The organism is Sagittula salina, from assembly GCF_017813235.1.
Classification (GTDB): Bacteria; Pseudomonadota; Alphaproteobacteria; order Rhodobacterales; family Rhodobacteraceae; genus Sagittula; species Sagittula salina.
Map to the genome: position 1 here is coordinate 392,533 of NZ_JAGISH010000002.1, position 26,043 is coordinate 418,575.

23 protein-coding genes are annotated in these 26,043 nt (G+C 64.5%); 7 read left to right on the plus strand and 16 right to left on the minus strand.

Annotation, left to right across the window (positions count from 1 at the left end; genetic code table 11):
* Positions 1–63 precede the first annotated feature (63 nt).
* From J5474_RS05855 to J5474_RS05870, 4 genes are all read left to right on the plus strand, one after another.
* Positions 64–1,464 (plus strand): aminotransferase-like domain-containing protein, encoded by a 1,401-nt coding sequence (locus tag J5474_RS05855; protein ID WP_209359858.1) that lies wholly within the window; start codon positions 64–66, stop codon positions 1,462–1,464.
* 204 nt (positions 1,465–1,668) lie between these two features.
* On the plus strand, positions 1,669–2,127 hold the full coding sequence (rplM, locus tag J5474_RS05860; protein WP_209359859.1) for a 50S ribosomal protein L13: 459 nt from the start codon (positions 1,669–1,671) through the stop codon (positions 2,125–2,127).
* A gap of 2 nt (positions 2,128–2,129) precedes the next feature.
* Positions 2,130–2,624 carry a 30S ribosomal protein S9 gene (gene rpsI, locus J5474_RS05865; protein WP_209359860.1) on the plus strand — a complete coding sequence of 165 codons (495 nt, stop codon included), beginning with the start codon at positions 2,130–2,132 and terminating at the stop codon, positions 2,622–2,624.
* A gap of 109 nt (positions 2,625–2,733) precedes the next feature.
* A complete protein-coding gene (locus tag J5474_RS05870) occupies positions 2,734–3,771 on the plus strand; it encodes a glycosyltransferase family 2 protein (protein ID WP_209359861.1) in 1,038 nt (345 codons plus the stop codon).
* Here J5474_RS05870 and J5474_RS05875 read toward each other — a convergent pair.
* The 3 genes from J5474_RS05875 to ppk2 all read right to left on the minus strand — a co-directional run bounded on the left by J5474_RS05875 (position 3,758) and on the right by ppk2 (position 6,303).
* Positions 3,758–4,615, minus strand: coding sequence for a sulfotransferase family protein (locus tag J5474_RS05875; RefSeq protein WP_209359862.1), 858 nt, complete (start codon positions 4,613–4,615; stop codon positions 3,758–3,760). The genes J5474_RS05870 and J5474_RS05875 overlap by 14 nt on opposite strands.
* A 142-nt stretch (positions 4,616–4,757) precedes the next feature.
* On the minus strand, positions 4,758–5,375 hold the full coding sequence (locus J5474_RS05880) for a TetR/AcrR family transcriptional regulator (protein WP_209359863.1): 618 nt from the start codon (positions 5,373–5,375) through the stop codon (positions 4,758–4,760).
* Positions 5,376–5,427: 52 nt separating this feature from the next.
* Positions 5,428–6,303, minus strand: coding sequence for a polyphosphate kinase 2 (gene ppk2, locus J5474_RS05885; RefSeq protein ID WP_209359864.1), 876 nt, complete (start codon positions 6,301–6,303; stop codon positions 5,428–5,430).
* 226 nt (positions 6,304–6,529) lie between these two features.
* On the opposite strand from ppk2, the gene J5474_RS05890 reads away from it, so the two are divergent.
* Positions 6,530–7,351: a L,D-transpeptidase gene (locus J5474_RS05890; RefSeq protein ID WP_209359865.1), complete on the plus strand. Its 822-nt coding sequence runs from the start codon at positions 6,530–6,532 to the stop codon at positions 7,349–7,351.
* Here J5474_RS05890 and J5474_RS05895 read toward each other — a convergent pair.
* Positions 7,337–8,281 (minus strand): alpha/beta fold hydrolase, encoded by a 945-nt coding sequence (locus J5474_RS05895; protein ID WP_209359866.1) that lies wholly within the window; start codon positions 8,279–8,281, stop codon positions 7,337–7,339. The genes J5474_RS05890 and J5474_RS05895 overlap by 15 nt on opposite strands.
* 10 nt (positions 8,282–8,291) lie before the next feature.
* A complete protein-coding gene (locus J5474_RS05900) occupies positions 8,292–9,218 on the minus strand; it encodes a homoserine O-succinyltransferase (RefSeq protein WP_209359867.1) in 927 nt (308 codons plus the stop codon).
* Between the two features lie 144 nt (positions 9,219–9,362).
* On the opposite strand from J5474_RS05900, the gene J5474_RS05905 reads away from it, so the two are divergent.
* Complete coding sequence (locus J5474_RS05905; RefSeq protein ID WP_209359868.1) at positions 9,363–9,962, plus strand: hypothetical protein; 600 nt, start codon at positions 9,363–9,365, stop codon at positions 9,960–9,962.
* Between the two features lie 185 nt (positions 9,963–10,147).
* Here the strand turns inward: J5474_RS05905 and J5474_RS05910 are convergent, their stop codons facing one another.
* The 6 genes from J5474_RS05910 to J5474_RS05935 form a co-directional block, all read right to left on the minus strand.
* Positions 10,148–12,478, minus strand: a complete 2,331-nt coding sequence (locus J5474_RS05910) for an ATP-binding protein (RefSeq protein WP_209359869.1) — start codon at positions 12,476–12,478, stop codon at positions 10,148–10,150.
* Between the two features lie 216 nt (positions 12,479–12,694).
* On the minus strand, positions 12,695–13,555 hold the full coding sequence (locus J5474_RS05915; RefSeq protein WP_209359870.1) for an ATPase: 861 nt from the start codon (positions 13,553–13,555) through the stop codon (positions 12,695–12,697).
* Between the two features lie 126 nt (positions 13,556–13,681).
* Entirely contained in the window at positions 13,682–14,983 is a 1,302-nt protein-coding gene (locus J5474_RS05920; RefSeq protein WP_209359871.1) for an OmpP1/FadL family transporter, read from the minus strand.
* Positions 14,984–15,162: 179 nt separating this feature from the next.
* Positions 15,163–16,035: a DMT family transporter gene (locus tag J5474_RS05925; protein WP_209359872.1), complete on the minus strand. Its 873-nt coding sequence runs from the start codon at positions 16,033–16,035 to the stop codon at positions 15,163–15,165.
* Between the two features lie 127 nt (positions 16,036–16,162).
* Entirely contained in the window at positions 16,163–18,028 is a 1,866-nt protein-coding gene (locus tag J5474_RS05930; protein WP_209359873.1) for a phosphatidylglycerol lysyltransferase domain-containing protein, read from the minus strand.
* Positions 18,029–18,263: 235 nt separating this feature from the next.
* Positions 18,264–18,581 carry a DUF1476 domain-containing protein gene (locus J5474_RS05935; RefSeq protein WP_209359874.1) on the minus strand — a complete coding sequence of 106 codons (318 nt, stop codon included), beginning with the start codon at positions 18,579–18,581 and terminating at the stop codon, positions 18,264–18,266.
* A 217-nt stretch (positions 18,582–18,798) separates the two neighbouring features.
* On the opposite strand from J5474_RS05935, the gene purC reads away from it, so the two are divergent.
* Positions 18,799–19,560 carry a phosphoribosylaminoimidazolesuccinocarboxamide synthase gene (gene purC / locus J5474_RS05940; protein WP_209359875.1) on the plus strand — a complete coding sequence of 254 codons (762 nt, stop codon included), beginning with the start codon at positions 18,799–18,801 and terminating at the stop codon, positions 19,558–19,560.
* A gap of 162 nt (positions 19,561–19,722) precedes the next feature.
* Here purC and trpE read toward each other — a convergent pair whose 3' ends face one another.
* The 5 genes from trpE to fabI all read right to left on the minus strand — a co-directional run bounded on the left by trpE (position 19,723) and on the right by fabI (position 26,001).
* Positions 19,723–21,237: an anthranilate synthase component I gene (gene trpE / locus J5474_RS05945; protein ID WP_209359876.1), complete on the minus strand. Its 1,515-nt coding sequence runs from the start codon at positions 21,235–21,237 to the stop codon at positions 19,723–19,725.
* Positions 21,238–21,246: 9 nt separating this feature from the next.
* Complete coding sequence (locus J5474_RS05950; RefSeq protein ID WP_209359877.1) at positions 21,247–23,088, minus strand: peptidyl-prolyl cis-trans isomerase; 1,842 nt, start codon at positions 23,086–23,088, stop codon at positions 21,247–21,249.
* A 45-nt stretch (positions 23,089–23,133) separates the two neighbouring features.
* The gene (locus tag J5474_RS05955; RefSeq protein ID WP_209359878.1) at positions 23,134–24,318 is read right to left on the minus strand and encodes an aminotransferase; all 1,185 of its coding nucleotides are present in this window, start codon (positions 24,316–24,318) and stop codon (positions 23,134–23,136) included.
* 221 nt (positions 24,319–24,539) lie between these two features.
* Positions 24,540–25,046 (minus strand): xanthine phosphoribosyltransferase, encoded by a 507-nt coding sequence (gpt, locus tag J5474_RS05960; protein ID WP_209359879.1) that lies wholly within the window; start codon positions 25,044–25,046, stop codon positions 24,540–24,542.
* Between the two features lie 148 nt (positions 25,047–25,194).
* The gene (gene fabI, locus J5474_RS05965) at positions 25,195–26,001 is read right to left on the minus strand and encodes an enoyl-ACP reductase FabI (protein WP_209359880.1); all 807 of its coding nucleotides are present in this window, start codon (positions 25,999–26,001) and stop codon (positions 25,195–25,197) included.
* Between the last annotated feature and the right edge of the window lie 42 nt (positions 26,002–26,043).

Below are 26,043 nucleotides of genomic sequence, written 5' to 3' on the forward strand. Positions count from 1 at the left end.
GCCGTTATTCGGCACTTAATGGGATACAATTCACCTTGCGGACGCGTCCATGGAGAAATTGTGATGGATACAATAAAGGAGCTTTATGGCGCGCAGGCCGCAGCGCCGAAGTACCGGATGCTCGCGGCGGCGGTGCGCCAGGGCGTAGCTGAGGGTCGGCTATCCGAGGGCGAACGCCTGCCCCCGGTGCGGGATCTGGCTTGGCAATTGCAGATCACGCCGGGCACGGTGGCCCGAGCCTATACGATTCTGACGGACGAAGGCCTGCTGAGAGGTGAGGTTGGGCGCGGCACCTTTGTCGCCGATCGATCTGCGTTGAGTGCGGAGGAGCAGAGCGCTCCCTTGGTGAAGTACGTTCCGCAAGCTTCTGGTGTAACAAACCTTTTCTACTCTCGCCCGCCGGACGTCGGGCAGGTGGATCTGATCCGCGCCTCGCTGGGGCGTCTGACCGGGATGCCCGCGCAGGCACTGCTGGAATACCCGAACTCCGAGCGGTTTTCGGACACGCGGCAAGCTGCGCTGCGTTGGATGTCGGACGCGGTGCTGGGCCCCGTGGACGAGGCCGATGTGGTGCTGTCGCACGGCGGGCAGTCGGGGGTCTCCATGGTGATGCAGACCGTTTTGCGCGGCCCAACCCCGGTCGTCCTGGTCGAGGCGCTGTCCTATCCCGGTTTCCGCCGCGCAGCGGAGCTTTGTCGGGCTAAGGTGGTCACTGTCCCGATGGATGAGCAGGGATTGATTCCCGAGGCACTGGACGCATTGACACAAAAGCATGATGCTCAGTTGCTTTGTACCAGTGCGGAGGTGCACAACCCGACCTCGCGGTTCACGCCGCAGTCCCGACGTGAGGCGATCGCGGACATCGCAGCGCGGCGTGGGTTAGCGGTGCTGGAGGACGATTGCTACCGCCTTGCGCCATCGCGCGCGCCGACGTACCGCGCCTTGCTGCCCGAACTGGGCTGGTACGTCTCCTCGGTGTCGAAATCTCTCGCCCCATCGCTGCGCGTGGGTTTCGTGGTGGCGCCGCGCAGGCACGCGGCGGCGCTGCGCCGCACGGCGGAGCACGGGTTCTTTGGGCTCGCGGTGCCGCTCGCCTGGCTGATCGCTGACCTGCTGGCCCGTCCGGAGACCTGGGAGGCGGTAGACCGACTGCGGGCGGCGACCGCCCGATACGTCCGTGCGGCGGTCAACCTGCTTGGCGGTTACGACGTGACCTACAGCGAGGATGTGCCCTTTCTCTGGCTGCGCCTGCCGGAGGGCTGGCGCGTCGGGGCCTTTGTACAGGCGGCCGAGGCGGCCGGGATTACCCTGCGCGGTGCGGAGCATTTCGTGCCGCGCGACGGGATCGTGCCGCAGGCGGTGCGCATCTCGATCAACGCCCATATGGCGCTGGACGCCTTCGAGGCAGCGATCACCAAGTTGCGCGACCTGCTGGACGCGCCGCCAGAGCGGCTGGCGGTATAAAGCGGGCCTCGGCCACTGCGACTCAGGTTCTTACATGGGGTATTTTAATACCGTAATTTTAAGACATTGATTTTGCTGTAATAAATTGAACTTATGGCGCTTGACTGGCGCGAGGCCCCGTATATAACCCCGCCATCGGATTTCGGGCCGGGGGATACCTCGGCCCTTCTCTATCGAAACGGCCAAAGATACTGGACTGTACTCATGAAAACCTTCTCTGCTACACCGGCGGATATTGAGAAGAAGTGGATCGTGGTCGATGCTGAAGGCATCGTCCTGGGTCGCCTCGCCTCGATCATCGCCATGCGCCTGCGCGGCAAGCACAAGCCGTCCTTCACCCCCCACATGGACATGGGCGACAACGTGATCGTTGTGAACGCCGACAAGATCCAGCTGACGGGCAAGAAGCGCCAGGAAAACTTCTACTGGCACACCGGCCACCCGGGCGGCATCAAATCCCGCACGAAGGAACAGATCCTCGAGGGCGCACACCCCGAGCGCGTCGTGTTCCAGGCGGTCAAGCGCATGCTGCCGGGCAACAAGCTGTCCCGCCAGCAGCTGACCAACCTGCGCGTCTATGCAAGCGCAGAGCATCCGCACGAAGCCCAGAACCCCGAGGTTCTGGACGTCGCATCCAAGAACTCCAAGAACACGCGGGTGTAATCATGGCCGATCAGATCTCTTCGCTCGACGAACTTGCCCAGGCCGTGACCGACAACATCGGCGGCGTACAGGCAGAAGCAGACGAACCGCGCGAGCCGGTTCGTGACGACCTTGGCCGCTCCTACGCGACCGGCAAGCGGAAGGACGCGGTCGCCCGTGTCTGGATCAAGCCGGGCTCCGGCAAGGTCATCGTGAACGGCAAGGACCAGGACAAGTACTTTGCCCGTCCGGTTCTGCAGCTGATCCTGCGTCAGCCGATGCAGGTTGCCGGTGTCGAAGGCGAATTCGACGTAATGGCGACTGTCAAGGGCGGCGGCCTGACCGGTCAGGCGGGCGCAGTGAAGCACGGCATCTCCAAGGCCCTGCAGCTGTACAACCCGGAACTGCGCGCAGCCCTGAAGGCCGCCGGTTTCCTGACCCGCGACAGCCGCGTTGTGGAACGGAAGAAGTTCGGCAAGCGCAAGGCGCGCCGCTCCTTCCAGTTCTCGAAGCGCTAATGGTCGGTGGGTCGCAGGCCCACCTTACCGGACAAACGCAAAGGGCGGCCTCTTGGGTCGCCCTTTTTGCTGCTTTCAGCGGCCCGCTCTCTGCGGTAATGCGTCGGTCATGTTGCAGGTGACGATACAGGACGCTGGGCGCCTCGCCCGGATCGTGCACGGTACGGTCGATCCGTCCCGGCTGACGCTGTTTTCCACCATGAAGGACGAGATGAACTTCCTGCCAGCGTGGCTGGATCATCATCGGAGCATCGGTTTCGAACAGTTCCTGATCTGGGACGATCAGTCGGGGGACGGCAGTTACGACTACCTCTGCCGGCAGTCGGACGTGGTGGTGATGCGCTCCGAACTCTCCTTTGGCATGGAACTGCGCTACACCGATCCCGATGGGCAAGAGAGCGTGGAGCGCATGGGGACCTACATGAAGATCGCCCTGCCTCATTTGTTCTTTGACGGAGCTTATGTCGCCTACGTGGACGCGGATGAATTCCTGATCCTGCCGCCGGACATTGCATCGATGCAGGCGGTGGTGGACCGGCTTCGGGCCGAGGGCGCGCCCTCGGCTGTGGCTTCGGTGGTGGAGTTCTTTCCCCGCGATGTCGCGGGGCTGTCCGACGCGTTGCCGCAAAGCTTCGCAGGGTTGATCGCGGCCTATCCGTGGTTCCAGGACGAGCCCCTGGTGGATCTGGTCCCTGGCGCCCAGCCGCGCCTATTGGGCAAATCAAAGACCGCGCGGCTCTTCGCCCGCTACGGGGTGGAGCCAAAACTGGAACGGCGTGGCTGGCACCGGCTGTGGATGCCGTCCAGGGCGAAGAAGGCGCAGCGTTTCCAGAAGTCGCCGCGCCACAAGACGCCACTGGTGCTGCGCGACGCGCAGAGCCGCCTGACAGGATCGCATTACGCGAACTGCGCGCCGTCGGCGGAGGTGCTGCTGACGGTGGCTCATTTCGTTTTTACCGCGCAGTTCGCCGACAAGATCCGGCGCGCGACCGAATGGGGTGCGCACGCCAATGGCGCGTCCAAGTATCGTTATTATGCCGAATTGCTCGACCGCATGGCGGGCGTGCCGGACGGATTTCTAGACGAGGCCAGTATGCGTTACGAAGGCCCGGAAAGCCTCGCACGTGCGGGCCTCATGCGCTGGTAAGCACGTATTTTGCCGAAGGCCAGAGCGTTGTGACCTGCGGGAAACGCTCGGCCACGGCGCGGTAGACCGGGGCATAGTGAGTGGCGATCTCGGCCACGAGGTCCTCGGGAAGGCCGGAGCCTTTTTCCCGAGCGTTCACCATCACTGCGCCCGCGTCGGCATCGACCGGAACCTCGGCGAATTGCGCCAGCGCCACAATGCCCGTGGGACGAAAGAGGCTCTCGAACAGCGCGAGGTGCACGTCGGCTGGATCAAAGACAGCGTCCAGCGCCTGAAGGGTCCGGTCGTAGCGGGTGCGGGCTGTGGCCTCATCAGAGGCGTAGAAGGCACGCAGGGGAATGGCATTGTCATCTGACGGGGTGAGGCGGCCCTTCGCCATTTCCATCCGCATGTGGGATCGGATGCGGTCGACGGGGTCGCGCATGGAGAAGATCGCCCGCACCGCGATGCCGCGCGTCTCGAACCCCTGTTTTATCAGGGTCAGGGTCTCGGGTGGAAGGGCCGCGTACGACGGGGAGATGTCGCCGGTGCGCTCGATTTCCGGCTGCGCCAGCAGGTCCGCGAAATAGTCGAAATAGGCGTCCGGCGAGGATTGCAGCCGCCAACGCAGATGCTGGGCGGGCTCAGAGGCGCCGAAGGTACGCTTCGCCTCGGCCCGCAGGCGTTCGACCGGCGAGGGGGCGGGTACCTCGTACCGGGCAAAGACGCCGCCCAGCCTGTGTTCCCAGATCTGGTATTCGCCCAGGCGTCCGAAGTCGGAACCATGCTGGCGGTGCAGGTATTCGCGGATCCAGGTTGAGCCGCATTTCTGGCCGCCGAGGCCGAGGTAGAAGGTCTGGGTCATGGTGTCCGGTTGTTGCATCGGGGCGGGGTTTGACCGGGGGGCGTGACCCGGGGGGCCGGCCCCCGGACCCCCGGGAGTATTTGGACCAAGAAGAAGCAGGGGCGTTGTGACCGGTTCGGGGCTTGGGGTCAATCGGACCGGGTCAGGAGTCGGGAGGGATCAGGCCGAGGCCGCGAAGGTACACGCCGATGCCGGTTTCCAGCAGGTCTTCCGGCGGGAAGGGGGATTGCGTCCCCGGTGAATTCCTCGCGAAGAGTTCGACGACGCCGTGCGACATGGCCCAGATATGGGCGGAGAACATCGCGGCGGGCGGGCGCTGGCCTTCGGGAATGTGCTGGGACAGTTGGTTGGCGGCCTTTTCCAGCACGCCGCGCGCACGCGCGGAGGCCTGAGCCAGTTCCGGCGAGCGGTTCACCGACACGCCGCTTTCGAACATGGCGATGTAGTGGCCGGGATACTTGCGGGCAAAGGCGAGGTAGGCGCGCCCGGTTGCCTCGAAAGAGGCAAGCGCCGACGGCTGCCCCTTGTCATAGGCGTATTGCATGACATCGCCAAAGATCTCGTAACCCTGGCGCGCGGCTTCGGCGATCAGATCCTCGCGACCGTCAAAATGCCGGTAGACGGCGGCGGGGGTGACGCCAGCCTGCTTTGCGGCCTCCGAGAGGGTAAAGCCGGTCGGGCCCTTTTCCTCGATCAACTGCAAGGCGGCATCGACCAGCGCCTGGCGCAGGTTGCCGTGGTGATAGCCGCGTTTTGACATGGGGGCCTCCTTCCAGAGACTTAACCACTCGGGGTCGCGTCTGGAAGGGGGATCAGGCGCCCCAGATTTCCGGCCCGCCGGTAATGGCGGGGTCGGGGGCACCCACGGCCTCGCGGTCCTTGCGCGGGTAATCAAGATGGCTCAGCACGTGGCGAATGGCCGAGAGGCGGGCACGTTTCTTGTCGTCGGAGCGGATCACCGTCCAGGGCGCCATCGCGCTGTGCGATCGGGTCAGGGTCTCCTGAATGGCAGCGGAGTAGGCATCCCAGTGTTTCAGCCCCTCGACATCGATCCAGCTCAGTTTCCACTGTTTCAGCGGATCGGCCTCGCGTTTCAGAAAGCGCCGAAGCTGCTCGGCGCGACCAACGTTCAGCCAGAATTTGAAAAGGTGGATGCCTTCGTCCACCAGCATCCGCTCGAAGTCCGGCACCTGTGCAAAGAAATGTTCGCGTTGCTCGTTGCTGCAAAAGCCGAAGACCTGCTCCACCACGCCGCGATTGTACCACGAGCGGTCATAAAAGACGATTTCCCCTGCGGCGGGCAGGTGGTCGATGTAGCGCTGGAAGTACCACTGCGTGGCTTCGCGATCCGTGGGCTTGGGCAGGGCCACCACGCGGGCGCCGCGCGGGTTGAGGTTCATGCGGAATCGCGCGATTGTTCCACCCTTGCCGGCGGCGTCGCGGCCTTCGAAGACCATGGCGACGCGGTGGCCGCTTTCCCTGGCCCAGGCCTGCATCTTTACCAGTTCGATCTGTAGGGCTTTCATCTCGCGGTCGTAGGCCTTGCGCGACATCTGCTCGCGGTAGGGGTATCCGGGGTCGAGGATGTCGTCCTTCTCCACATGGGCGATGCTTTCGCGTACCTCCTGCGGGGCCTCGGTGCGGGCGTAGTCGGTTATGGCACCGTCGAACGGCAGATCCTGTGGCATGGGGGGTCCTCCTGGCGTCGGATGAGTATGGCGTCGGCACGGGGGCTTGGCAAACGGGCAAAGGTGTTATCCGGCTTGCGCGACGGGTTCGTCCGGGCAAGGGTGCCGTGGCGGAAGAATTCGCGGGAACAATCCCGCCGGATCAATCGTTTGCCCTGCGAAACGGCTGCGCGGGCAGGGCTTGTGTTCGTTGCAGCGCCGCTGACAGACATCCGGAAGGGCATTCATGACACGTACACCGCTTCTCGCGCTCGCCATGCTTGGCCTGCTCGCCGCCTGTGGAGAGCCGGTTTCCCCCGTCGGGCAGGCTCCCGCCGCGGCGCTGCTCGATTCCGAGGTCTCAGAAGCTTCGGTCGAGCGCAATGAGCAGGGCTATCTCGAAGAGGTGTACCACCTGCCGCCCGAGCCGCCGCGCAGCGAGCCGTTGAGGGCGTCGACGCTGGCAATGTATACTTCGACACAGGACGGCGATGTCACCGTCCCGGCCGTCCCGGAGCACCTTTTGAGCGAGGCGAAGAAGCGCAAGGAAGTGCCGTATTATGCGCCTTACAAGGCTGGCACCATCGTCGTCGATCCCGGCGCGCGCAAGCTGTATCATCTGCTGGGCGACGACCGCGCCATGTCCTACACCGTCGCTGTCGGCGCGGCGGGGAAGGCCTTTTCCGGTGAGGCGAAGATCGCGTTCAAGCGGGAGTGGCCGACATGGACCCCGACGCAAAACATGATCCGCCGCGAGCCAGAGGTTTACAAGCAGTTCGCGGGCGGCATGGACGGCGGACTGGACAATCCGCTGGGCGCGCGGGCGCTGTATCTTTATCGCAACGGCAAGGACACGCTCTATCGCATTCACGGGACCCGCAGTCCGGCCTCCATCGGACACGCGGTGTCCTCGGGCTGTATTCGGCTGTTCAATCAGGACATCATCGACCTCGCGGCGCAAGTGGAGAACGGCACACGCGTCGTGGTCCTGAACGAAAGCCAGTCGGGCCGCTACACGACGTCGCCCGCCACGATGGTCTCTGAGGCGGATATCTCAGACGCCGGATGACGCCCGAGCATGGGCGCGGTTGATCGCCTCGATGACCGCGCCCTGCCGAACGTGATGCGGCATGTGACCGATGCCCTCCAGCACCGTCAGATGCGCGTGGGGCAGGCGATCGGCCAGCCGTGCCGAGTGGATGTCGATGAAGACCGTGTCGTCCGCCGTGCCATGTACCATCTCGATCGGCATGGCTAGATCGGCATATCGCGGTTCCAGCTCCCGGATCTGATCCAGCAGACCCCACCGGTGCAGCGCATTGGCGCGCAGCGCCCTCCGACGGACGGTCAGAGCGGCGCCGATATGGTCGGCGTAACCGTCCGGCATCATCTGCGGGGCAAAGACGCTGGCCGTGGCCCGCCGTACAAAGGCCCGCGTCACCCAGGCCGCCTCGAACGGGATGGCCAGCGGGCCCCAAAGTGGGTGCGAATTGACCCGGTAAAGCCGCGACATGCCGCCGTCCCAAGGGTGCGAGGGGCTGGCCGTCAGCACGAGCGCAGACAACGTTTCCGGGAATGCCACGGCCCAGGCCAGCGCGACCGATCCGCCGTAGCTCTGGCCCATGACCACGGGTCGCTCCAGCCCCAGCCTGCGGGCGGCGGAAGACAGCAGGGCGGCCTGCTCCACCAGCGTTTCCCCCGCGTCGTGCAAGCGGTCGGTATAGCCCATGCCGGGCCGGTCGAAAGCGGTGACGCGGTAGCGTTCCGCCAGACGGTCGACGAACTGGAAAGTCATATCGCGCAGGTTGCCGGACATGCCGTGGATCAGCACCACATCCGGGCCGCTGCCGCGCTGCACGTAGTGCACGCGGCTGCCGCTCACAGTGACAAAATCGCCCTCCGGCGGAAAATCCCGCTCTGCCCGGCGTTCGCGCGCGGTGGCGACAAGATGGCTCAGCCCCCAGCCGAGGGCGGGAACCGCGAGGAGGGATTCCCACATGGCTTTGGCCTTACCCGGCGCTGCCGATGTCGGACAACGCATAGGGCGTCGTCTGATAAATCTGGTTCACCCAATTGCCATAAAGCAGGTGCGCGTGACTGCGCCAACGATTCTGCGGCGGCTTTGAGGGATCGTCATCCGGGTAGTAGTTCGCGGGGACGTTGATCGGCTTTCCCGCTTCCACGTCGCGATCGTACTCTTCCTTCAGGGTACCGCTGTCATACTCGAAATGGTTGAAGACATAGAGCGCGCGATGATCCGGATCCTCCACCAGACAGGGGCCGGTCAGATCGCTGTCGATCAGGATCGGCAGGCCGGCGGCGATAATCTCGTCGCGATGCATCTCTGTCCAGCGGGAGACCGGGATCACCATGTCGTCCGAAAACCCGCGCAAGTAGGGAGAGGCTGGCTGGAGGTTGCGATGCCGCACCGCGCCAAAGGCCTTGTGGTCGAGTATATGCTTCTTCACGCCGTGGAAGTGGTAGATCATCGCCATGCCGCCCCAGCACACCCCAAAGGTCGAATGTACATGGGTCTGCGTCCAGTCAAAGACCCGCCGCAGTTCGTCCCAGTAGGTGACCTCTTCGAAGGGCAGGTGTTCTATCGGGGCGCCGGTAATGAGCAGCCCGTCCAGTTTTTCGCCCGACGCTTCGACGTCTGAAAACGGCCGATAGAAGGCCTCCATATGCTCGGCGGCGGTGTTTTTCGTCTGGTGCTCGCTCATGCGGATCAGTTGAAAGTCGATCTGAAGCGGCGTCGCGCCGATGAGGCGGGCGAACTGGTTTTCTGTCTGGATTTTCTTCGGCATCAGGTTCAGGAGCCCGATCCGCAGCGGGCGGATATCCTGTCGCGAGGCCTGTTCATCGGACATGACCATGACGCCCTCGCGCGTGAGCACGTCGAAGGCGGGCAGGTCCGAAGGCAGGCGAATGGGCATGGTGTCAGTTCCTGAATGATTGCGCGCGAGAGATAGGCCAAGCACGCCCCCGGAACAAGGCCGCGTGGGCCGGGGACACGGAGGGTTGCGGCGACTCGGGGTCCGGGGCCATGCTTGACAGGTATTTGTTGCGAGGAATTGAACATGAAAGCCTTGGCGACCCTTGGCGCGGTGCTGGCCTCCTTCGCGGCTGGACCGGTGGCGGCGCAGACGAATTCCTGCACGGGGAATTGCATGGCCAGCGACGGACCGGCGGACAATCCGAATTTCCACGCCTGCCTCCGGCGGCTGTGTGATGCGGACCATATCCAGCCCTCGGAGCATATCCCGATGTGGAACTCGGGCGCGATCCAGGAGGGGACAATCGTCTGGGCCGGGATCGACACCCAGAACGGGCGGCATGGGCTGTATTATTTCTGTCAGGATGGCGGGATTTCCGATCTGATGATCCCGGGCGTGCCGCCGGGGGTGCAAAGGCTGGCGCTCACGGTGGATGGGCGGACCTTCGAGAAAACCTTCAATTCGATCGCGAACGGGGTGACTGCGCCGATCGTGCCGGAGGACCCCTTGATGCGGGCGATGCGGGGCGGAAAAGGCGTGGTGATCGAGAGCGTCTCGGGGGGGAGCCTGGTCTTTGCCTTCCCGCTGATCGGGGCCGAGGAGGCGCTGGAAGGGGCCATGGTCGGCTGCGGCTTCATGGCGGATGACGAGCGGCCCTTGGGGGCGGGAGCCCGGCAGGACTGAGGTCGCCCCGGAGCGGCCGTCCCACGATGGGACACCCTTCTGGATCGTTGAATATCAATTGGTTAGTCTGACAGCATTAGGGAATCCTTAAAAATTTTGGCCTCGATGCCACAAAAGACGGTTAATTGCGGATTTTGGCTCCAGCGAAGAAAGACGACGATCGGACCGTCGCTGCCGCCCTTCGGTCAGTCCTTGGTCTTCTTTTCGTTCTTGAGCATGGCACCGACCGCGCTCAGCAGGGCCTCGCGGGTGACCGGCTTCATCAACCGCACGTCGTTCGATTGCGCTACTGACGAGTTTACCGGATCTTCGTCGGCGTTCCCGGACATGAAGACAACGGGTAGGTCCGGACGCAGTTCCCGCAGTGCCGCGGCGAGAGCGTCGCCCTGCAAATCCCCCGGCATCACGATATCCGTCAGCAGGAGATCCATATCCGGATGCTGTTCGTAGGCCCGGAAGGCATCGTCCCCGGACGTCGATTCAATCACCTGATAGCCGTGTTTCTCCAACGTTCTGCGGATGGCGAAAAGGACGTCGACGTTGTCTTCGGCCAGAAGGATCTTCGGTTTTCCGGCAGTGACGGTTTTTGATGGACCCTCCGGCGCGGCGGGTCTGGCCGTCAGGAGTACATCCGACGCGCGGAAGAAAAGTCTGAAGGTCGTTCCGACGCCGACCTGCGATGTAACCCGTACAACGCCGCCGGATTGCTGCATGAAACCGTCGACCATAGACAGCCCCAAACCGGACCCCTTGCCGACGCCCTTGGTGGTATAGAAGGGATCGAAGATGTTTTTCATCTTTTCAGGCGAAATGCCTTCGCCCGTATCGGAGACTGTCAGGACAACGTATCGTCCGGGCGTGATGTCCAGATCGCGCGCTTCGTCTGAGTTCTCGGCAATGATTGCATTGGCCGTCGTAATGGTCAGCTTTCCGCCCTTTTGCATCGCGTCGCGCGCATTCAAGGTGAGATTGAGCAAACTGCTTTCGGTCGAGGCTGCATCTATTTCGATGGGCCACAGATCCGGGGCAAGCGCGGTCTCCACCTCGATGGTTGATGGCAAGGTCCGGCTGACCCAGTTTCCGGAATCGCGCACGATCTGGTTGAGGTTGACGACCGTGGTCTCGAGCCGGGCCTTGCGCGCAAAGCTGAGCATGTTCCGGGTGAGTTCGGCCCCGCGTTTTGTGGAGTTCAGGCAGTTCTGAATCAGGGATTTCTGCTCTGGGTCCGTCAGTTCGTCGTCCAGCAGTTCCAGATTGCCCATGGTCACGGCCAGAAGATTGTTGAAATCATGGGCAATACCGCCGGTCAGCTTGCCGATGGCATCCATTTTCTGAGCCTGAAACAGCCTTTCCTGAAGTTGCCGGGTCTCGGTAACGTCCTGACCGACAACTTCGTACAGGGTGCTTGTTTTCCATTCCGGATCAAAGGGAGAAAAAATCTTGCGCAGTGATCGCACCTCGCCACCTGGCAGGACATGGCGCAATTCTCCCGTAACGGTTTCCCCGTTCTTCAACCTTTCCCGCAGGGCTGTGGCTTTTTCCCGGTCGTCGTCAAGAACCAGAATCCCGATCATGTCACGGTCTATATCAAGCCCGTCAATGTCTTTCGCTGACATGCCGTGCATGTTCGCATATGCATCGTCGCTCTCGACAATCCTGCCGGTGGCGATGTCGGCAATGGCATACCCGAGCCCGGCGAGTTGCGCGGAATGGGCAAGTCTGGATTGGGATTTTGTCAAGAGTGCATCCTTGTCTTCGAGATCGCGAATGATTTCACTGCTCGATGACAAAAGCATGCGCCAGGTAAATACGTTGTCTTTCAAATACGCGGAAAAACGTGCAGGGAATATCGCCATGAACGCCAGAATTGCCAGGCTGTAGGATGTAGCCGTCAGAAATTTCCCGGTAAAGCCGCCAAACACAATGGCGATCACTTCGGGCGCTGTGCCGAAGGCGATCAGGGGGAAGGCAATCCCGTCGAAACACAAGATCGCCACGAATGTAGTCAGGTATGCAGCGCCGACCACAGTCTGGGATAGTGAGAACCGCTTAATCCATTCGAAAAGGATCAGCATGACGGAAAGTTCGAGGATGATCAGAACGCCGCCCAACAGGATAAGAGAAATAGAACTTTCAAAAAGCGCGGCCGGAGTCCCATGCGGATTTATTATTCCTGGCGTGCCGATAGATCTGGTGACAAGACTCGAAAGAAGGATATTGAAGGCATCGACCGCGGCGACGAGGACGATCACGCGACGAATTATGAAAACGTCGCGCTCTACCAGAACGAACAGGATCGATGTCAACATGAATGCGCCATAGACGATATTGCCGCCACTCACGGTGACATCATCCGTAATCGGCAGGGAATATGCATTTCCCAGAAAGCCGCCAATAATCAGGATTACCGACAGATACGCATAAAGGCTGACTGCCCGACTTGGTCTTGGCAGGATCGTCAGGGCCAGCGCGATGCCGGAAAAGAACAATACATGTAATATGAATACCGCTATCATCGCCGCTCCTTGCCCGCTCGCACTGCATTCCGGGAGAATGCGGCAGTGGTGTTCACCTTGAACGTGTCGAGCATCCCCGCCGTCACGCGGTAATGCAAGTGATTTGCACGCTCGGGGCGGGGCAATCAGCGGCCAACGGTTTTTCTGACGTGTCTCCTGTCAGGCAGTCGAACCGGCGTCTCGCAAGGCCAGCTTTCAGCGGTAAGGCGTCCGCTTTCAGGTCTTTGGCAACACGTTCGCGATTACCGATTCAAAATCCTGTACCGTCTTCACGCGGGCCATGTCGGAGGCATCGACGATGACGCCCCAGTTGTCGGCCATGGCCTGATAAAGGGGCTGGCGGTGCGCCAGCGCCTGGGCATAGGTCCAGCGAATGAAGGCGTCGGGGTCGACCTGGGCTTCGGTCAGGCCGGTTTCCGTGAGGTAGCGTTCCCAGGCGGAAGCGAGGAAGTCGGCGCGGTAGGCCATGGGCTTGGGCGCGCGGTCGAAGCGGCGGATGAGTTCGGCCGTGTGGGCGTCGGAGCCGCGAATCCAGACCATGAGCGCGACCTTTGACAGGGCGGTGAGGATCGGATCGCGGGGATCTTCGGGGTCGACCCATTCGCAGATCGACCCGCCGGTGTCGCAGATGAAATGCGGGTAGCCGTACAGTGCCTGCGCGCGGTCGATGAAATATTCGGTATCAAGCAGGGCGGCACGTTCGGCGCGGTCGAACTGGGCCTGGCGACGCACGTATTCCTCCATCGGGAGACCGCCCTTATCGGGATTGCCGGGTTTGCCGAGGTAGGTGGAGACCGGCGTGAGATTATCGAAGGTGATGTTGGAGCCGATGTAGATCGAGTCAGACATCAGCAGGTCGCGCAGGAAGGGAACCTTCATTGCTTCGCGCTTGGCGTTGTCGGCGATGTATTCGCCCATATACCGGGTGCCGATCCGGTAGTCGATGGAGTAGTGGAACCACTGGCCGCTGTCGCGAAGGAGATTGGACACGTGGGTCTTGCCCAGGCCCGACATGGCGAAGAGGACGACGCGCTTTTGCGGTGCGTTCAGCCAGTCGGCGGCGGTGGGGTAGAGCATGGGGCGCGTCCTCTGGCAGCGGGTCGGGCGATGTTTAGGGGCGGCGGGCGTCGGCGTCAAATGGCACAGGAAAAGGGCCGCCCCGAGGGCGGCCCATGTGGCGCTGTGGCGCCGTGGCGGCGGGGCTCAGAACTTCATGTCAACCTTGAAACCGACGCCGACGGCGTGGTTGTCGGTGAAGTTGGCCTGCGCGTTGCCGCCGACCTCCGGCTTGGCGTCGCCCAGCCAGGAGTAGTTGACGCCGCCGGAGATGTTGAGCGGGCCATCGGTCCAGCGGCCACCCAGCGACAGACCCACAAGGCCGTTGGTCGGGCCGAGGGGGGAGACGAGTTCATCGCCCTCGGGTTCGTAGGAGACCGTGGTCGAGAGGGCGAGCTTGTCCGAGAACTGCCGTGCGAGGCCCAGCGTATAACGGTTCGAGTCGTCGAGGTTCACGAGATCACGACCGAGGCGGTCGGGCACGAGGTCAACGGCGGAGAATTCGGTCCAGCGCCAGGACGCGGTGAGCAGGGTGCCCTTGGCGATGCCGGTCTGGGCTTCGAGATTGAAGCTTTGCGGCGTGACGAATTCCACTGTGCCGTTGGTGGTGGCGCCGAGGACGTTCTCGACCGTCTTGGCCGTGTGCCGGGTCTCGAAGTGGTAGGTGCCCGCAACGCGCAGGGCGATGGCGGGGATCTCGTAGGCGGCGCCGATCAGATAGTGCGGTTCGGTCGTCTGGTTCATGCGGAAGCGGTAGCCGCCGGTCAGGGCAAAGCCGGCGAGGCCAGCTGCGGCTTGACCGATCACAGTGGCAGAGTTGCCGCCGGTTGCGCCGTCGATGGCAGCGGCGGCGAGGGGCTGGGCGGGCGAGCAGGCAATGCCGGCGGCGGCGGCCTGCGGCGTGCAGGACACGGCCGCGCCAACGGTCTGCGCGTCGATGCCGGGGATGCCGGCGGCGACACCGCCCAACACGATACCCTGCTGATAGGCAAAGCCGTTCAGGTTCACGGTGGAATCGAGCCGCTGAGCCGAAACACCGCCGAAGACGCTGATCCGGTCGGTGACCTTGTAGCGTGCGACGGCGGTCAGCGCGAGGCTGTTGAAGTCCGCGCCGGTGCCGCCAAGACGGCTGGCGGTCGGGGCCGTTGCGTAGTTGATATCGGCACCGTATGGCTGGTCGATGATCAGCGCGAAGTTGGCGCTGTCGTTGATCTGGTGTGTATGCGCGATGCTGCCCTGACCGTAGGTTTCGCCAACGTTTTCGTAGGACCCGCCAGCGCCGATGTCGCGGCCTGTAACCTGCGGCATGACCACGCCGTAGCTGAGCGTGGTGGTGCCGCTCGGGGCGAAGATGGCGGACACGCTCTGACCCGAACGGTCGAGGCCGGCCGCCATAGCGGTGGTGCTGCTCAGGGCCAGCAGGGCTGCCCCGGTCGTAAATTTCTTCATGGTATGTCCCTCTTCCCCGGTGCGGGGTGTCTCCGCCGTCGACGCTACGGCGGTGGGGGGGATCAGATCAATTTTGACGGAACGTCACGCAGCCGTGATCGGGGTTCCCGTAACGTTTATGTAACAGTCCTAAGGGTCTGCGCCGGGCCGGGCCGCGGTGCCCGACGATGCGGCGGGGGTTACGTCAACGCCCGGTCAGGGCGTGTTTCATAGCGGATGTTCGCGTAATTGGCGGCAAAAATCACTGCGGCCCCTGCAAGCACCCACGGATCAAGGGGTTCCGCGTAAAGCAGCATTCCGACGATGGCGATGACCGGAAGGCGGGCGAAATCGATCGGCATGACCACGGTGGCAGGCGCGAGGCTGAGCGCCTTTGTCAGGCAGAAATGCGCGACGAGACCCGCAAGGGCGATCAGCGCCACCCATGGCCAGCTGGCAGTGGAGGGCAGGGCGATGTCGCCGTCCAGCCCGGCGCAGATCAGACCAAAGATCGCCTGCATCACCGTCAGCCAGAACAGGATGCAGGTGATCGTCTCTGTCCGGGTCAGAAGCCGGGTAAAGACCGCCGACCCGGCAAAGCCCACCGCTGCCATGGCCGCAGTGGCCTGCCCGAACTCCAGCGTTTCTGGCGAGGGGCGCGTGACGATCAGGATGCCGACGAAACCCACCACGGCGGCGGCGATTCGGTTCCGCGTCAGTCGTTCGCCGAGGATCAGAGGGCTCATCAGCATGACCCAGAACGGCAGGGTGAATTCGAGCGCAAAGACCTGCGCGAGCGGAATTACAGTTATTGAATAGAACCACAGGTTCTGGCCGGAGAAGTGGAACAGGTTGCGTACGAAGTGCAGGTGCATCGACCGCGTGGTGATCTGGCGGCGCGTCCGCGCAAGGCTGGAGGCCGCGAGCACGAGGACGATCCCGATCAGCGACCGCCAGAGCATGATTTCGAAGGTGTCGAGGTCGAGACTGACCGCGCGGCCAGCGACGGCCATGGTCGAGAAACAGGCAATCGCCCCCGTCATCCAGAGGCAGCCGCGCAGGGTATCGGTCATGGGGTCTCCGTCCGTATCGGCCAGAGGCCGCATTTTTGCGGCATCTGGTCAGATCGGCTGCAGAATGTCCATGCTCCGGGCACGGGCTATTACTCTCGGGCGATTTGGGAGCGCGCCTTTGGGCGGCTCAGCCCGCATGGCGGATAGGGATGCCCTCTACCACGGGGGGCGTTTCCTCCAGCGGGGAAATGAGCGAATCGAGCTGCCACATCTCCTGCGTGGTGCGGCTGAGCGGCGCGGGCCGGAGGATGCCCAGCCGGATGTCGGCCGCGCAGATCGCCAGCGCCAGCGGGTTGCCCGCACCGATATATAACGGTCGCCACTGCGGGGCGAAGCTGGTCTTGAACCGGGCGAGGCCGGCGCAATCGGCGATGCGGCCGGGGAGCGAGGGATGCGGAAGGGCGGCGAGGCTGACGTTTGTCAGGCCGTTGGTGCGGGCGTGCCCGATGACCGTCTGGATCAGCCCGTGCATGCAGCCCTGCGGCAGGTCTGCCTCGTGGCGCATGACGTCGAGCGAGAGCGTTCCCGGCGCCTCCAGCCAGCTGGTGTAGGCAACGAGGCGTCCATCGAGCCATGCCCCAAAGAGCGGCTTGTCACGGAGGTAGAGCGGGCAGAAGCGTCCCATGGTCAGCCCGCGTTCGGTGCCGTGGCTGTCCTCCCATGCGCAATGGATTTCGGTCATGCGCTCCCAGTCGGGGGCGGTGATGGGGCCAAAGGAGAGGCCCGCGTTTTCTGCCTTGCGCAGGAAACGGCGCAACTGGCGGTGGCCGGGGCCTGTGAGGTCGTGGCGTCGGGGATCGATGACCGCCTCCACGGCGAAGGGGGCAACGTGCCAGCCTTGGGCGCGGGCGACGACCGCGTCACGGTCTGTCAGTTTGTAGAGGCAGGCATAGCGATTTTCCTCGCGGGCGGCACGTTCGAGGGCCGGGAGCAGGGCGGCAAGATGCCCTTCGGCGGCACCGAGAAAGAGAGTCAGCGTCTGTGGCGTGCGCAGGGCGACGCCTTCGGCGGAGAAGGTCACCAGCGCGCGGTGGTCATTCTGCGCGGCGATGCCCAGTTCGGCACGGCGCCCCTGCAGGGTGGCGGTCAGCGGCGGCAACCGGCGGTGTTGTGCGGGCGGGGTCAGCAGCGCCCAGGCGGCGCCGATCACGCAGGGCAGGGCGTAGTAGACCATGCGGAAGGCGATGAGCGACGCGGCGAGTTCGGGCGTGGCGGTGCCGGGCAGCAGGGCGACCAGGGTGAGTTCGAACGGGCCGACGCCGCCGGGCGTGCCGCCCGCCATCCCCGCGCCCAGCGACAGCGCGAAGGCGGCGATCAGGATCGGCAGCGCGGGGGCCAGCCCTTCGGGCAGCAGGAGCCACAGGGCGAGCCCGGCAAAGAGGAGGTCCACGGCGGCGAGCGCAGTCATGGTGAGGAAGGCAGAGATGGAAGGAAGCTCCATCGCGCGGCCCCCGTGCGTCAGGCGCGGGTGCCGCAAAAGCGCGAATGCCATTGCGGCGAGGGCAAGGGGGAGCAGGAGCAGCGCCAGCCAGCCCACCCCCGCCAGTAGCGGCAGGGCCACGGTGGCGGCCAGCAGCCCCCAGGCAGCGAAGAAGCCCAGCGTGACGAAGGTGGTGATGCGCAGGACCATGCCATGACCGAGCGCGGGCATCACCCGCCAGCGCAGCGCGGCGCCAACGGCGGGTCCGAAGCCGGTTGTCTGTCCCACGGCGATGGCGGCGGCGCCCGCGTTGCGGGTCGTGCGCGGCGCGTAGCCGGTGCGGAAATGGCGGTGTGCGATGACGTCGTATTGCGCCACGGCCCAGAAGCTGACTGCCGTGGCGAGCACCGCCAGCGCCCAGGTCAGCGGCGCGATGGCGGTCAAGGCATGACCGACGGCCTCCCAGTCGAGGTCGCGCGCCTTGTGCCAGAGCAGCGCCAGCAGCGCGGTGCCGAGGGTGATGGGAAGATAGCGCCGCGCCGACACCGACACCCGCATGAAGACCTGATTCAATACACCCGCTCCGCTGACCCCTGGGACCTAGACTGCTCCAAGGGTCTAGGCGTCCGGCGTTAACGGCGCGCTATGGGTTGGGATCGGTTTCGCCCTTCCCGTCAGCGCGGTTAACGCAGGGGTCGGACTCGTGACGGTGGGTGGCGGCGCCCAGGCAAACGTTCCTTGCTGCATTGAAACGAAAAAGGCGCCGCCCGAAGGCCGCGCCCCTTTGTCACTCCGGCGAGCCCGTGGCTCACTTCGTTTCGGACATGATCTGGCCCTTGGCGACCGGCACCAGTTCCGCGCGCTTGGCGCGGATCTCGTCGGCGGTGGCCTTGTCGCCCAGATCGGCGACCAGCTTGCGCACCACGTCCTCGTGGCCGGCCTCCTCGAAATCGGCCTTCACCACTTCGATGGCATACTGGTTCGCCGCGTCGCCGGTCCGGCCCAGCAGGTCGGCCGCCCAGAGGCCGAGCAGCTTGTTGGTACGGGCCTCGGCCTTGAACTGCATTTCCTGATCGTGCGCGTATTTGTTCTCGAACGCGTTTTCGCGGTCGTCAAAGCTGGTCATGGGTCTCGCTCCCCTCGGGTGGTTCGTGGTTGTTGATCGGTATGCCTTCGCACGCGCCCCCGCGCAAGAGCGCACTGCCGTTTGCGGCAATCCTGCCCGGGCGCCTGCGGCAATCCCGCCGGGGCACTCGCGGCTCTTGCGGCGTACGGGGATAGAGCATAGAAGGAGCGCGACACCGCGCTTCCCAGCGCGGTTTTCCCGTTTCGAAAGGGGCCCCATGGCACGCCGCAAGAAGATTTACGAAGGCAAGGCAAAGATCCTTTACGAAGGCCCGGAGCCGGGCACCATCGTTCAGTACTTCAAGGACGACGCCACCGCCTTCAACGCGCAGAAGAAGGACGTGATCGAAGGCAAGGGCGTGCTGAACAACCGCCTCTCCGAATTCTTCATGACTGGCCTGAACACGATCGGCGTGCCGACGCATTTCATCAAGCGGCTGAACATGCGCGAGCAACTGGTCCGCGCGGCAGAGATCATCCCGCTGGAAATCATCGTGCGCAACTTCGCCGCCGGTTCGCTGTCAAAGCGGCTCGGCATCGAGGAGGGCACGCCGCTGCCGCGTCCGATCGTGGAATACTGCTACAAGGACGACAAGCTGGGCGACCCGCTGGTGACCGAAGAGCATATCGCCGCCTTCGGCTGGGCCAGCCAGCAGGACATGGACGACATCGTGGCGCTGGCGCTGCGGGTCAACGATTACCTCTCGGGCCTGATGTACGGCGTGGGCATCCGCCTCGTCGACTTCAAGATCGAGATCGGCCGCGTCTACGACGGCGACTTCCAGCGCCTGATCGTGGCGGACGAGATCAGCCCAGACTCCATGCGCCTGTGGGACATGGAAAGCGGTCAGAAACTGGACAAGGACGTTTTCCGTCAGGACCTTGGCAACCTGACCGACGCCTATACCGAAGTGGCCCGCCGCCTCGGCGTCATGCCGAAGACCGCGACCCACGCGCCCAAGCCCAAGCTCATCAACTGAGCCTGCAATACCGGACCATGCCGCCGCCCGGGCATGATCCCACATCGAAAGCAAAGCCGGTCCGGGATACCCCGCGACCGGCTTTCTTCTTGGTCCAAATACCTCCGGGGTGAATGCTCGGCAGGAGAAGAGAGGCAGCGCCCCTGCATCTGCGGGCGGGCGTCAGCCGTTTCCGCCGCCGGTAAATCGCGCCGCGTCCGCCGCCGCGCGACGGATGGCGTTGGATTTGTGCACGGTTTCCATGTACTCAGCTTCGGGATCGCTGTCGTAGACCACGCCGCCGCCGGCCTGGATGTAGAGCTTTGCATCCTTGACGATGGCGGTGCGCAGGGCGATGCACATGTCCATGTCGCCACCCGCGCTGAAGTAGCCGACGCCGCCTCCGTAGACACCGCGCTTTTCGGGCTCGAGCTCGTCGATGATCTCCATCGCGCGGACCTTTGGCGCACCCGATACCGTGCCCGCAGGCAGCCCCGCCAGCAGGGCCGACAGCGCGTCATGCTCCGGCGACAGCTCGCCCACCACGTTGGACACGATGTGCATGACGTGGCTGTAACGCTCGATGATGAACTTCTCGGTCGGGCGCACGGTGCCGATCTTCGACACGCGGCCCGTGTCGTTACGGCCAAGATCCAGCAGCATCAGGTGTTCGGCCAGTTCCTTCTGATCCGACAGCAGGTCTTCCTCCAGCGCCTTGTCCTCCTCGGGCGTGGCACCACGCGGTCGGGTGCCTGCGATGGGGCGGATCGTCACCGTGTTGCCGAAGACCCGCACGAGGATCTCCGGGCTGGCGCCGATCACCTGGAAGCCGCCGAAATTGAAGTAGAACATGAAGGGCGAGGGGTTCGTCCGCCGCAGGGACCGATAAAGCGCGAAGGGCGGTAGCGGGAAATCCTGCGTCCAGCGCTGCGAGGGCACCACCTGAAAGATGTCGCCCGCCTTGATGTATTCCTTCGCCGTGTTCACCGCGGCCTTGTAGCCGTCGCGGGTGAAGTTCGATACCGGCTCTCCCAGTTCGGCGGCGTCGCCGAGGTCGCGGCTGGCCTGCGGCATGGCGCGTTCCAGATCGCGCACCGCGTCCATCACGCGTTCGGCGGCCTGCGCGTAGGCGGCCCTGGCCGAAACTCCATCCTGCACCCACGCGGGGGAGACGACCGTCACCTCACCCTTCACCCCGTCGAGGACGGCGATGACCGAGGGGCGCATCAGAACCGCGTCGGGCAGGCCGAGCGGGTCCGGGTTCACATCGGGCAGGTGTTCCACCAGCCGGATCATGTCGTATCCCAAGTAACCGAAAAGCCCCGCCGCCGCCTGCGGCAGGTCCTCCGGCAGGTCGATCCTGGATTCCGCCAGCAGCGCGCGGAGCGCGGTGAGGGGATCTTCGGCGCAGGGTTCAAAAGCATCGGCGTCAAAGCGCGCCATGCGATTCAGGCTGGCCTGGGGCCCGTGGCATTTCCAGATCAGGTCCGGCTTCATGCCGATGATGGAATACCGCCCGCGCACCTCCCCGCCGGTCACCGATTCCAGCACAAAGGCATCCTTCGCCGCGCCGGTCAGCTTCAACATAAGCGAAACCGGTGTGTCGAGGTCGGCGGCCAGACGGGTGTAGACCACCTGGTTCTCGCCGCGCCCGTAGGCTGTGTCGAAGGCGTCGAAGGCGGGGGTCAGGGCGGACATGGGCGGACCTTACTGGAAGTTGGCTTGCACGGCGTTCACCGCCTGTTGGTCGATTGTCACACCGGCGCGCTGCTGGACGTCGATGGCCAGCGCGCGGTAGAGGTCCTGCGCCACGTCCTGATCCGCCTGCGCGGCAAAGATCTGACGCAGCTGACCCGCCACGTCGTTTTCAAGGTCGGCGGGCAGGATCTCGTCCAGACGCAGGAGCCATGCGGTGCCTGCACCCTTCAGCACGGCGACCTGGCCCCGTTCGAGGTCGAAGACCTCCGCTATGGCGCCCGGCGGCAGGCCCTCGGCGCGGGCGTTGCGGGTCAGGCCACTTTGGGTTTTTGGGCTGAGGCCGTGATCTTCGAAACTTTCGCCGTTGGCCAGCGCGGTCTTCATGTCCTCCGCTTGCGCGGCACGGGCATCGGCGCGGGCCGTCACCTCCCAGTCGGCGGTGACGCGGTCGCGGACCTCGTCAAAGGGGATCGGCGCGGGGGGCTGGACCGAGTCCACGCGCAGGGCAAAGAGCCCGCCGTCGCCCAGTTCGGCCATCTCCGGGTAGTCCTCCGGGGTGGTGCCGGCGGCCTTCGCCTTGAAGGCATCGTAGCCCGCGATGTCGTCCGCGTTGCTGCCGGTCCATGCGATGGTGCCAAGCTGAAGGTCGGTGGTTTCGGCCAATTCCTCCAGCGTGACACCGGCGGCCAGTTCCTCGTCCAGTGCATTGATCTGCCCGTCTATGACGCGCCGCGCCTTGTCCAGCGCCAGCGTGCCGCGCAGATCGGGGATCGCGTCCTCGAAGGCGGTGGCGGTGGCGGGCAGCACGCCGTTGACACGGAACAGCGCGGGGCCAAGGTTGGACGGCGCCATGACGACTTCGCCCACGTCGGTGCCGAAGACGGCTTCGCCCGCCGCGCCGAGATCGTCCTGGTTGACGTCGCCAAGGTCGGTATCCGCGAGGTTCAGGCCGCGCGAGGCGACGACCTCGGCAAAGCTCTGGGTGCCGGCGGCGATCTTCTCGGCGGCATCGCGGGCCTCGGCCTCGTTCGGCATGACCAGCCGTTCGACCAGCCGCCGCTCGGGCATGTTGAACTCGGCCTGACGCTCCTCGTAGGCCTTGCGCAGGGCGGCCTCGTCGACCTCGACGCTGTCGATGATCATCTCGGGCGTCACCCAGGCATAGGTGATCTGCCGCGTCTCGGGGCGGGTGTAGCGGTCGATGCCGGCCTCGTAAAAGGCGCGCAATTCGTCTTCGGTCGGGGTGGGCAGGCCGCTGTCCAGCCCGGTATCTACCTCCGCCCAGGTAAAGGCGCGGCGCTCGCCGGTATAGGCGATGAGCGTGTCGACATAGGCCGAGGGCAGGGTCACACCGCCCTGAACGGCGGTCTGCAACAGTTGAGCGGCGCTCTCGCCACGCAGGCTTTCTTCGAACTCGCGTTCTGAATAGCCGGCGTTCTCCAGTGCCATCCGGTAGTTTTCACGGCTGAAGCGCCCGTCGATGCCCTGAAAGGCCTGCACGGCACGCACGTCCTGCGCCACCTGGGTGTCGCCGACCGAAAGCCCCATGGCCTTCGCCTCATGCTCCAGCGCGGCGGTGGTCAGCACACGGGCCAGCACCGCGTCCGTGACGCCCTCGGCGCGGGCCTGGGCCAGCGTCAGCGGCTGGCCGGTCTGTGCCTGCCGGGCGTTGATCTCGGACCGCAGGGCGCGGAAGTAGTCCTGCGCTGGGATGTCGGTGTCGCCAACCGTGCCGATAGCGGTGGTGCGGCCACCGAAATTCGTGGCGCCGAAGCCGCCGAGGCCGAGCAGCAACATGCCCAGAAGGATATAGCCCGCCGTCTTGCCGACACCGCCAGATTTCTTGCTCATCACTGCCTCCCCGCGCTGGTTCGGGACTGTCTATGCCGCGACCCCTCAGGGTGCAAGGGGCGGCAGGTCCACGGCGGCCAGACGCTCTGCAAAGAGCCGCAGCCGCGCCGCGTCCGCATTGGCAAAGGCCACGCGCAGGCACCGTTCGCCGCTGGCATCGCCCTGTGGCATGAACATGGTTGCGGGCAGAACAAGCGCCTGCGCCTCGCGCACCAGCAAAGGCGCCAGCGCGGAGGCACCCATGGCGAAGGGATGCTCCACATAGGCGAAATAGGCGCCCAGACCGCGCAGCCGCCAGCCCCGCGCCTCCAGCGGCCCGAAGGCATCGGCCAGCGCGGCGCGGCGGGCGAGGATCTCGTCGCGTTGACCGGCCTTCCAGCGCGCGAGGTTCTCCAGCCCCCAGAGCGCGGCTTTCTGCCCGAAGGAGGGCGCGCAGATCGCCACGGTATCCTGGAACTTCTCTACCTCGTGCAACAGGGTTTCGGCGGCGATGATCGCGCCGATGCGGTGGCCGGTCAGCCGGTAGGCCTTGGAAAAACTGTAAAGCTGGATCAGAACGTCGGCCCGGTCGGGATCGGACAACAGGTCGTGCGGCGCGCCTGGACGGGAATCGAAATCGCGGTAGGTCTCGTCCACCACCAGCTTCACCCCGGTATCGCGGCAAAGGTCATAGAGGGCGCGCAGGGTCTGCGCCGGGTATTCCGCCCCGGTGGGGTTGTTGGGCGTCACGAGCACGATGGCCTTCGTGCGTCCGCCGATCAGGCGCCGCGCGGCCTCCATGTCGGGGATGAGGCGATCGTCGCAGGGCAGGGGCACCGCTTTCACGCCAGCCATGTCCAGCCACATCTTGTGATTGAAGTACCACGGCACAGGCAGCAGCACCTCGTCGCCTTCGGTGGTCAGCGCCGACATGACGGCGGCAAAGGCCTGGTTGCACCCTGCGGTGATGCCGACCTCGGCGGCACCGACGGACCCTGCGTAATGACCCGACCACTCCTGTGCCAGTGCGTCGCGCAGTCCGGGCAGACCCAGCACCGGCCCGTAAAGATGGCTCTCGGGCTCGCCCAGCATTTCCGCCATGGCCGCCAGCATCGGCGCGGGCGGCGGATCGGCCGGGGCGGCCTGCGCAAGGTTGATCAGCGGCCGGTCGGGTGAAAACTCGATGCCCTGCAGCCAGCGCTGCGCCTCCGGGATCGGGGGAAAGAAGGTGGCCTTTGTCCGTGTCGTCATCATCCTGCCTCGCGCGTTTGCCGGCAGGCTGGCAGAGCCCGCCCCGGGGTTCAAGCCCACGCCGCCAAGCGCCCGTGCGACCGTCGGAAATCAGGCTGCGCAGCCGGGACGCGAGAGGCACCGTCGCGCTTCTTCTTGGTACAAATACTCCGGGGACACAGTCAGCGTGACTCTGTCCGGTCAGCGCGACCCGGATGAATGGGGATCGCGCCGGATCGGGATCAGTCGTCCGTGCCGTGGTAAGGTTTGACGTATTGCAGCGCCATGTCCCAGGGAAAGAAGATCCACGTGTCCTGGCTCACTTCGGTGATGTAGCTGTTCACCTGTGGCTTGCCCATGGGCTTGGCGTAGACGGTGGCCACATGCGCCTTGGGCATGTGGCTGCGCACCACTTCCAGCGTGCGTCCGGTGTCCACGAGATCGTCGACCACCAGCACCCCGGTGCCGTCGCCCACGACGTCCATGTCGGGCGACTTGATGACCCGCGGTTCGGCCTGCGTCTGGTGGTTGTAACTCTTGACGCTGATCGTGTCGACCATGCGGATATCCAGTTCGCGCGCGACGATCATCGCGGGCGCCATGCCGCCGCGGGTGATTGCGACAACCGCACGCCACGCGCCATTGTCGGGACCCAGGCCCTGCAGTCTCCAGGCGAGCGCCCGCGCGTCGCGGTGCAACTGGTCCCAGCTGACGTGAAAACCCTTTTCATGCGGCAGACGGTTGTCCATGGCGATATCCTCGTATCTCGAATTGCCAGCGATTTAGGACGGGGCAGGCAAGGGAGGCAAGCCTGTCCTCGCCGCGCGCCGTTACGGAAACCTCGACGTTTCCATTGCGAAGCCCCGTTCCGGACCTCGCCCCGTCGCAGGCCTTAAGTCAGCCCTTCTGGATGTCGGGGGCGTCGACGGCCTTCATTCCGACGATATGGTAGCCGCTGTCGACGTGGTGCGTCTCGCCGGTGACACCGTTCGACAGGTCCGACAGCAGGTAGAGCGCGGAACCGCCCACGTCGTCGATCGACACATTGCGGCGCAGCGGCGAATTGTACTCGTTCCACTTCATGATGTAGCGGAAATCGCCGATGCCGGAGGCGGCGAGCGTCTTGATCGGGCCTGCGGAGATCGCGTTGACCCGGATGCCGTCCTTGCCAAGATCCTCGGCCATGTAGCGCACGGAGGCCTCGAGTGCGGCCTTTGCCACGCCCATCACGTTGTAATGCGGCATGATGCGTTCAGCGCCGTAGTAGGTCAGCGTGATGGCCGAGCCACCGTTCTGCATCAGCTTCTCGGCGCGCTGCATGACGGCGGTGAAGCTGTAGACGGAAATGTCCATGGTCATCTGGAAATTGCCGCGCGTGGTATCCACGTAGCGGCCGCGCAGTTCGGTCTTGTCCGAGAACCCGATGGCGTGCACCACGAAATCGAGTCCGTCCCATTCCTGACCCAGCGTGTCGAAGAGCATGTCGATGGAGCCCTCGTCACCGACGTCGCAGGGCAGAACGATCTTCGATCCCAGCTGCTCCGCCAGCGGCACGACCCGCTTCTTCAGCGCCTCGCCCTGATAGGAAAACGCCAGTTCCGCGCCCGCGTCGCTGAGTGCCTTCGCGATGCCCCAGGCAATCGACTTGTCGTTCGCCAGCCCCATGATGAGCCCGCGCTTACCCGCCATCAACCCGTTTGACATGACCGCCCTTTCCGCCAGATCGTTCGTACAGGCCCGTTTAGG

Coding starts and splice junctions, on each gene's coding strand:
- ppk2 (WP_209359864.1), bottom strand. CDS start 6,303: ATGCCACAGGATCTGCCGTTCGACGGTGCCATAACCGACTACGCCCGC.
- J5474_RS05895 (WP_209359866.1), bottom strand. CDS start 8,281: ATGTGGGAATCCCTCCTCGCGGTTCCCGCCCTCGGCTGGGGGCTGAGC.
- J5474_RS05900 (WP_209359867.1), bottom strand. CDS start 9,218: ATGCCCATTCGCCTGCCTTCGGACCTGCCCGCCTTCGACGTGCTCACG.
- J5474_RS05890 (WP_209359865.1), top strand. CDS start 6,530: ATGACACGTACACCGCTTCTCGCGCTCGCCATGCTTGGCCTGCTCGCC.
- J5474_RS05910 (WP_209359869.1), bottom strand. CDS start 12,478: ATGATAGCGGTATTCATATTACATGTATTGTTCTTTTCCGGCATCGCG.
- purC (WP_209359875.1), top strand. CDS start 18,799: ATGGCACGCCGCAAGAAGATTTACGAAGGCAAGGCAAAGATCCTTTAC.
- gpt (WP_209359879.1), bottom strand. CDS start 25,046: ATGGACAACCGTCTGCCGCATGAAAAGGGTTTTCACGTCAGCTGGGAC.
- rplM (WP_209359859.1), top strand. CDS start 1,669: ATGAAAACCTTCTCTGCTACACCGGCGGATATTGAGAAGAAGTGGATC.
- J5474_RS05905 (WP_209359868.1), top strand. CDS start 9,363: ATGAAAGCCTTGGCGACCCTTGGCGCGGTGCTGGCCTCCTTCGCGGCT.
- J5474_RS05925 (WP_209359872.1), bottom strand. CDS start 16,035: ATGACCGATACCCTGCGCGGCTGCCTCTGGATGACGGGGGCGATTGCC.
- J5474_RS05880 (WP_209359863.1), bottom strand. CDS start 5,375: ATGTCAAAACGCGGCTATCACCACGGCAACCTGCGCCAGGCGCTGGTC.
- J5474_RS05950 (WP_209359877.1), bottom strand. CDS start 23,088: ATGAGCAAGAAATCTGGCGGTGTCGGCAAGACGGCGGGCTATATCCTT.
- J5474_RS05935 (WP_209359874.1), bottom strand. CDS start 18,581: ATGACCAGCTTTGACGACCGCGAAAACGCGTTCGAGAACAAATACGCG.
- J5474_RS05855 (WP_209359858.1), top strand. CDS start 64: ATGGATACAATAAAGGAGCTTTATGGCGCGCAGGCCGCAGCGCCGAAG.
- trpE (WP_209359876.1), bottom strand. CDS start 21,237: ATGTCCGCCCTGACCCCCGCCTTCGACGCCTTCGACACAGCCTACGGG.
- rpsI (WP_209359860.1), top strand. CDS start 2,130: ATGGCCGATCAGATCTCTTCGCTCGACGAACTTGCCCAGGCCGTGACC.
- J5474_RS05915 (WP_209359870.1), bottom strand. CDS start 13,555: ATGCTCTACCCCACCGCCGCCGACTGGCTGAACGCACCGCAAAAGCGC.
- J5474_RS05870 (WP_209359861.1), top strand. CDS start 2,734: ATGTTGCAGGTGACGATACAGGACGCTGGGCGCCTCGCCCGGATCGTG.
- J5474_RS05955 (WP_209359878.1), bottom strand. CDS start 24,318: ATGACGACACGGACAAAGGCCACCTTCTTTCCCCCGATCCCGGAGGCG.
- J5474_RS05875 (WP_209359862.1), bottom strand. CDS start 4,615: ATGACCCAGACCTTCTACCTCGGCCTCGGCGGCCAGAAATGCGGCTCA.
- J5474_RS05920 (WP_209359871.1), bottom strand. CDS start 14,983: ATGAAGAAATTTACGACCGGGGCAGCCCTGCTGGCCCTGAGCAGCACC.
- fabI (WP_209359880.1), bottom strand. CDS start 26,001: ATGTCAAACGGGTTGATGGCGGGTAAGCGCGGGCTCATCATGGGGCTG.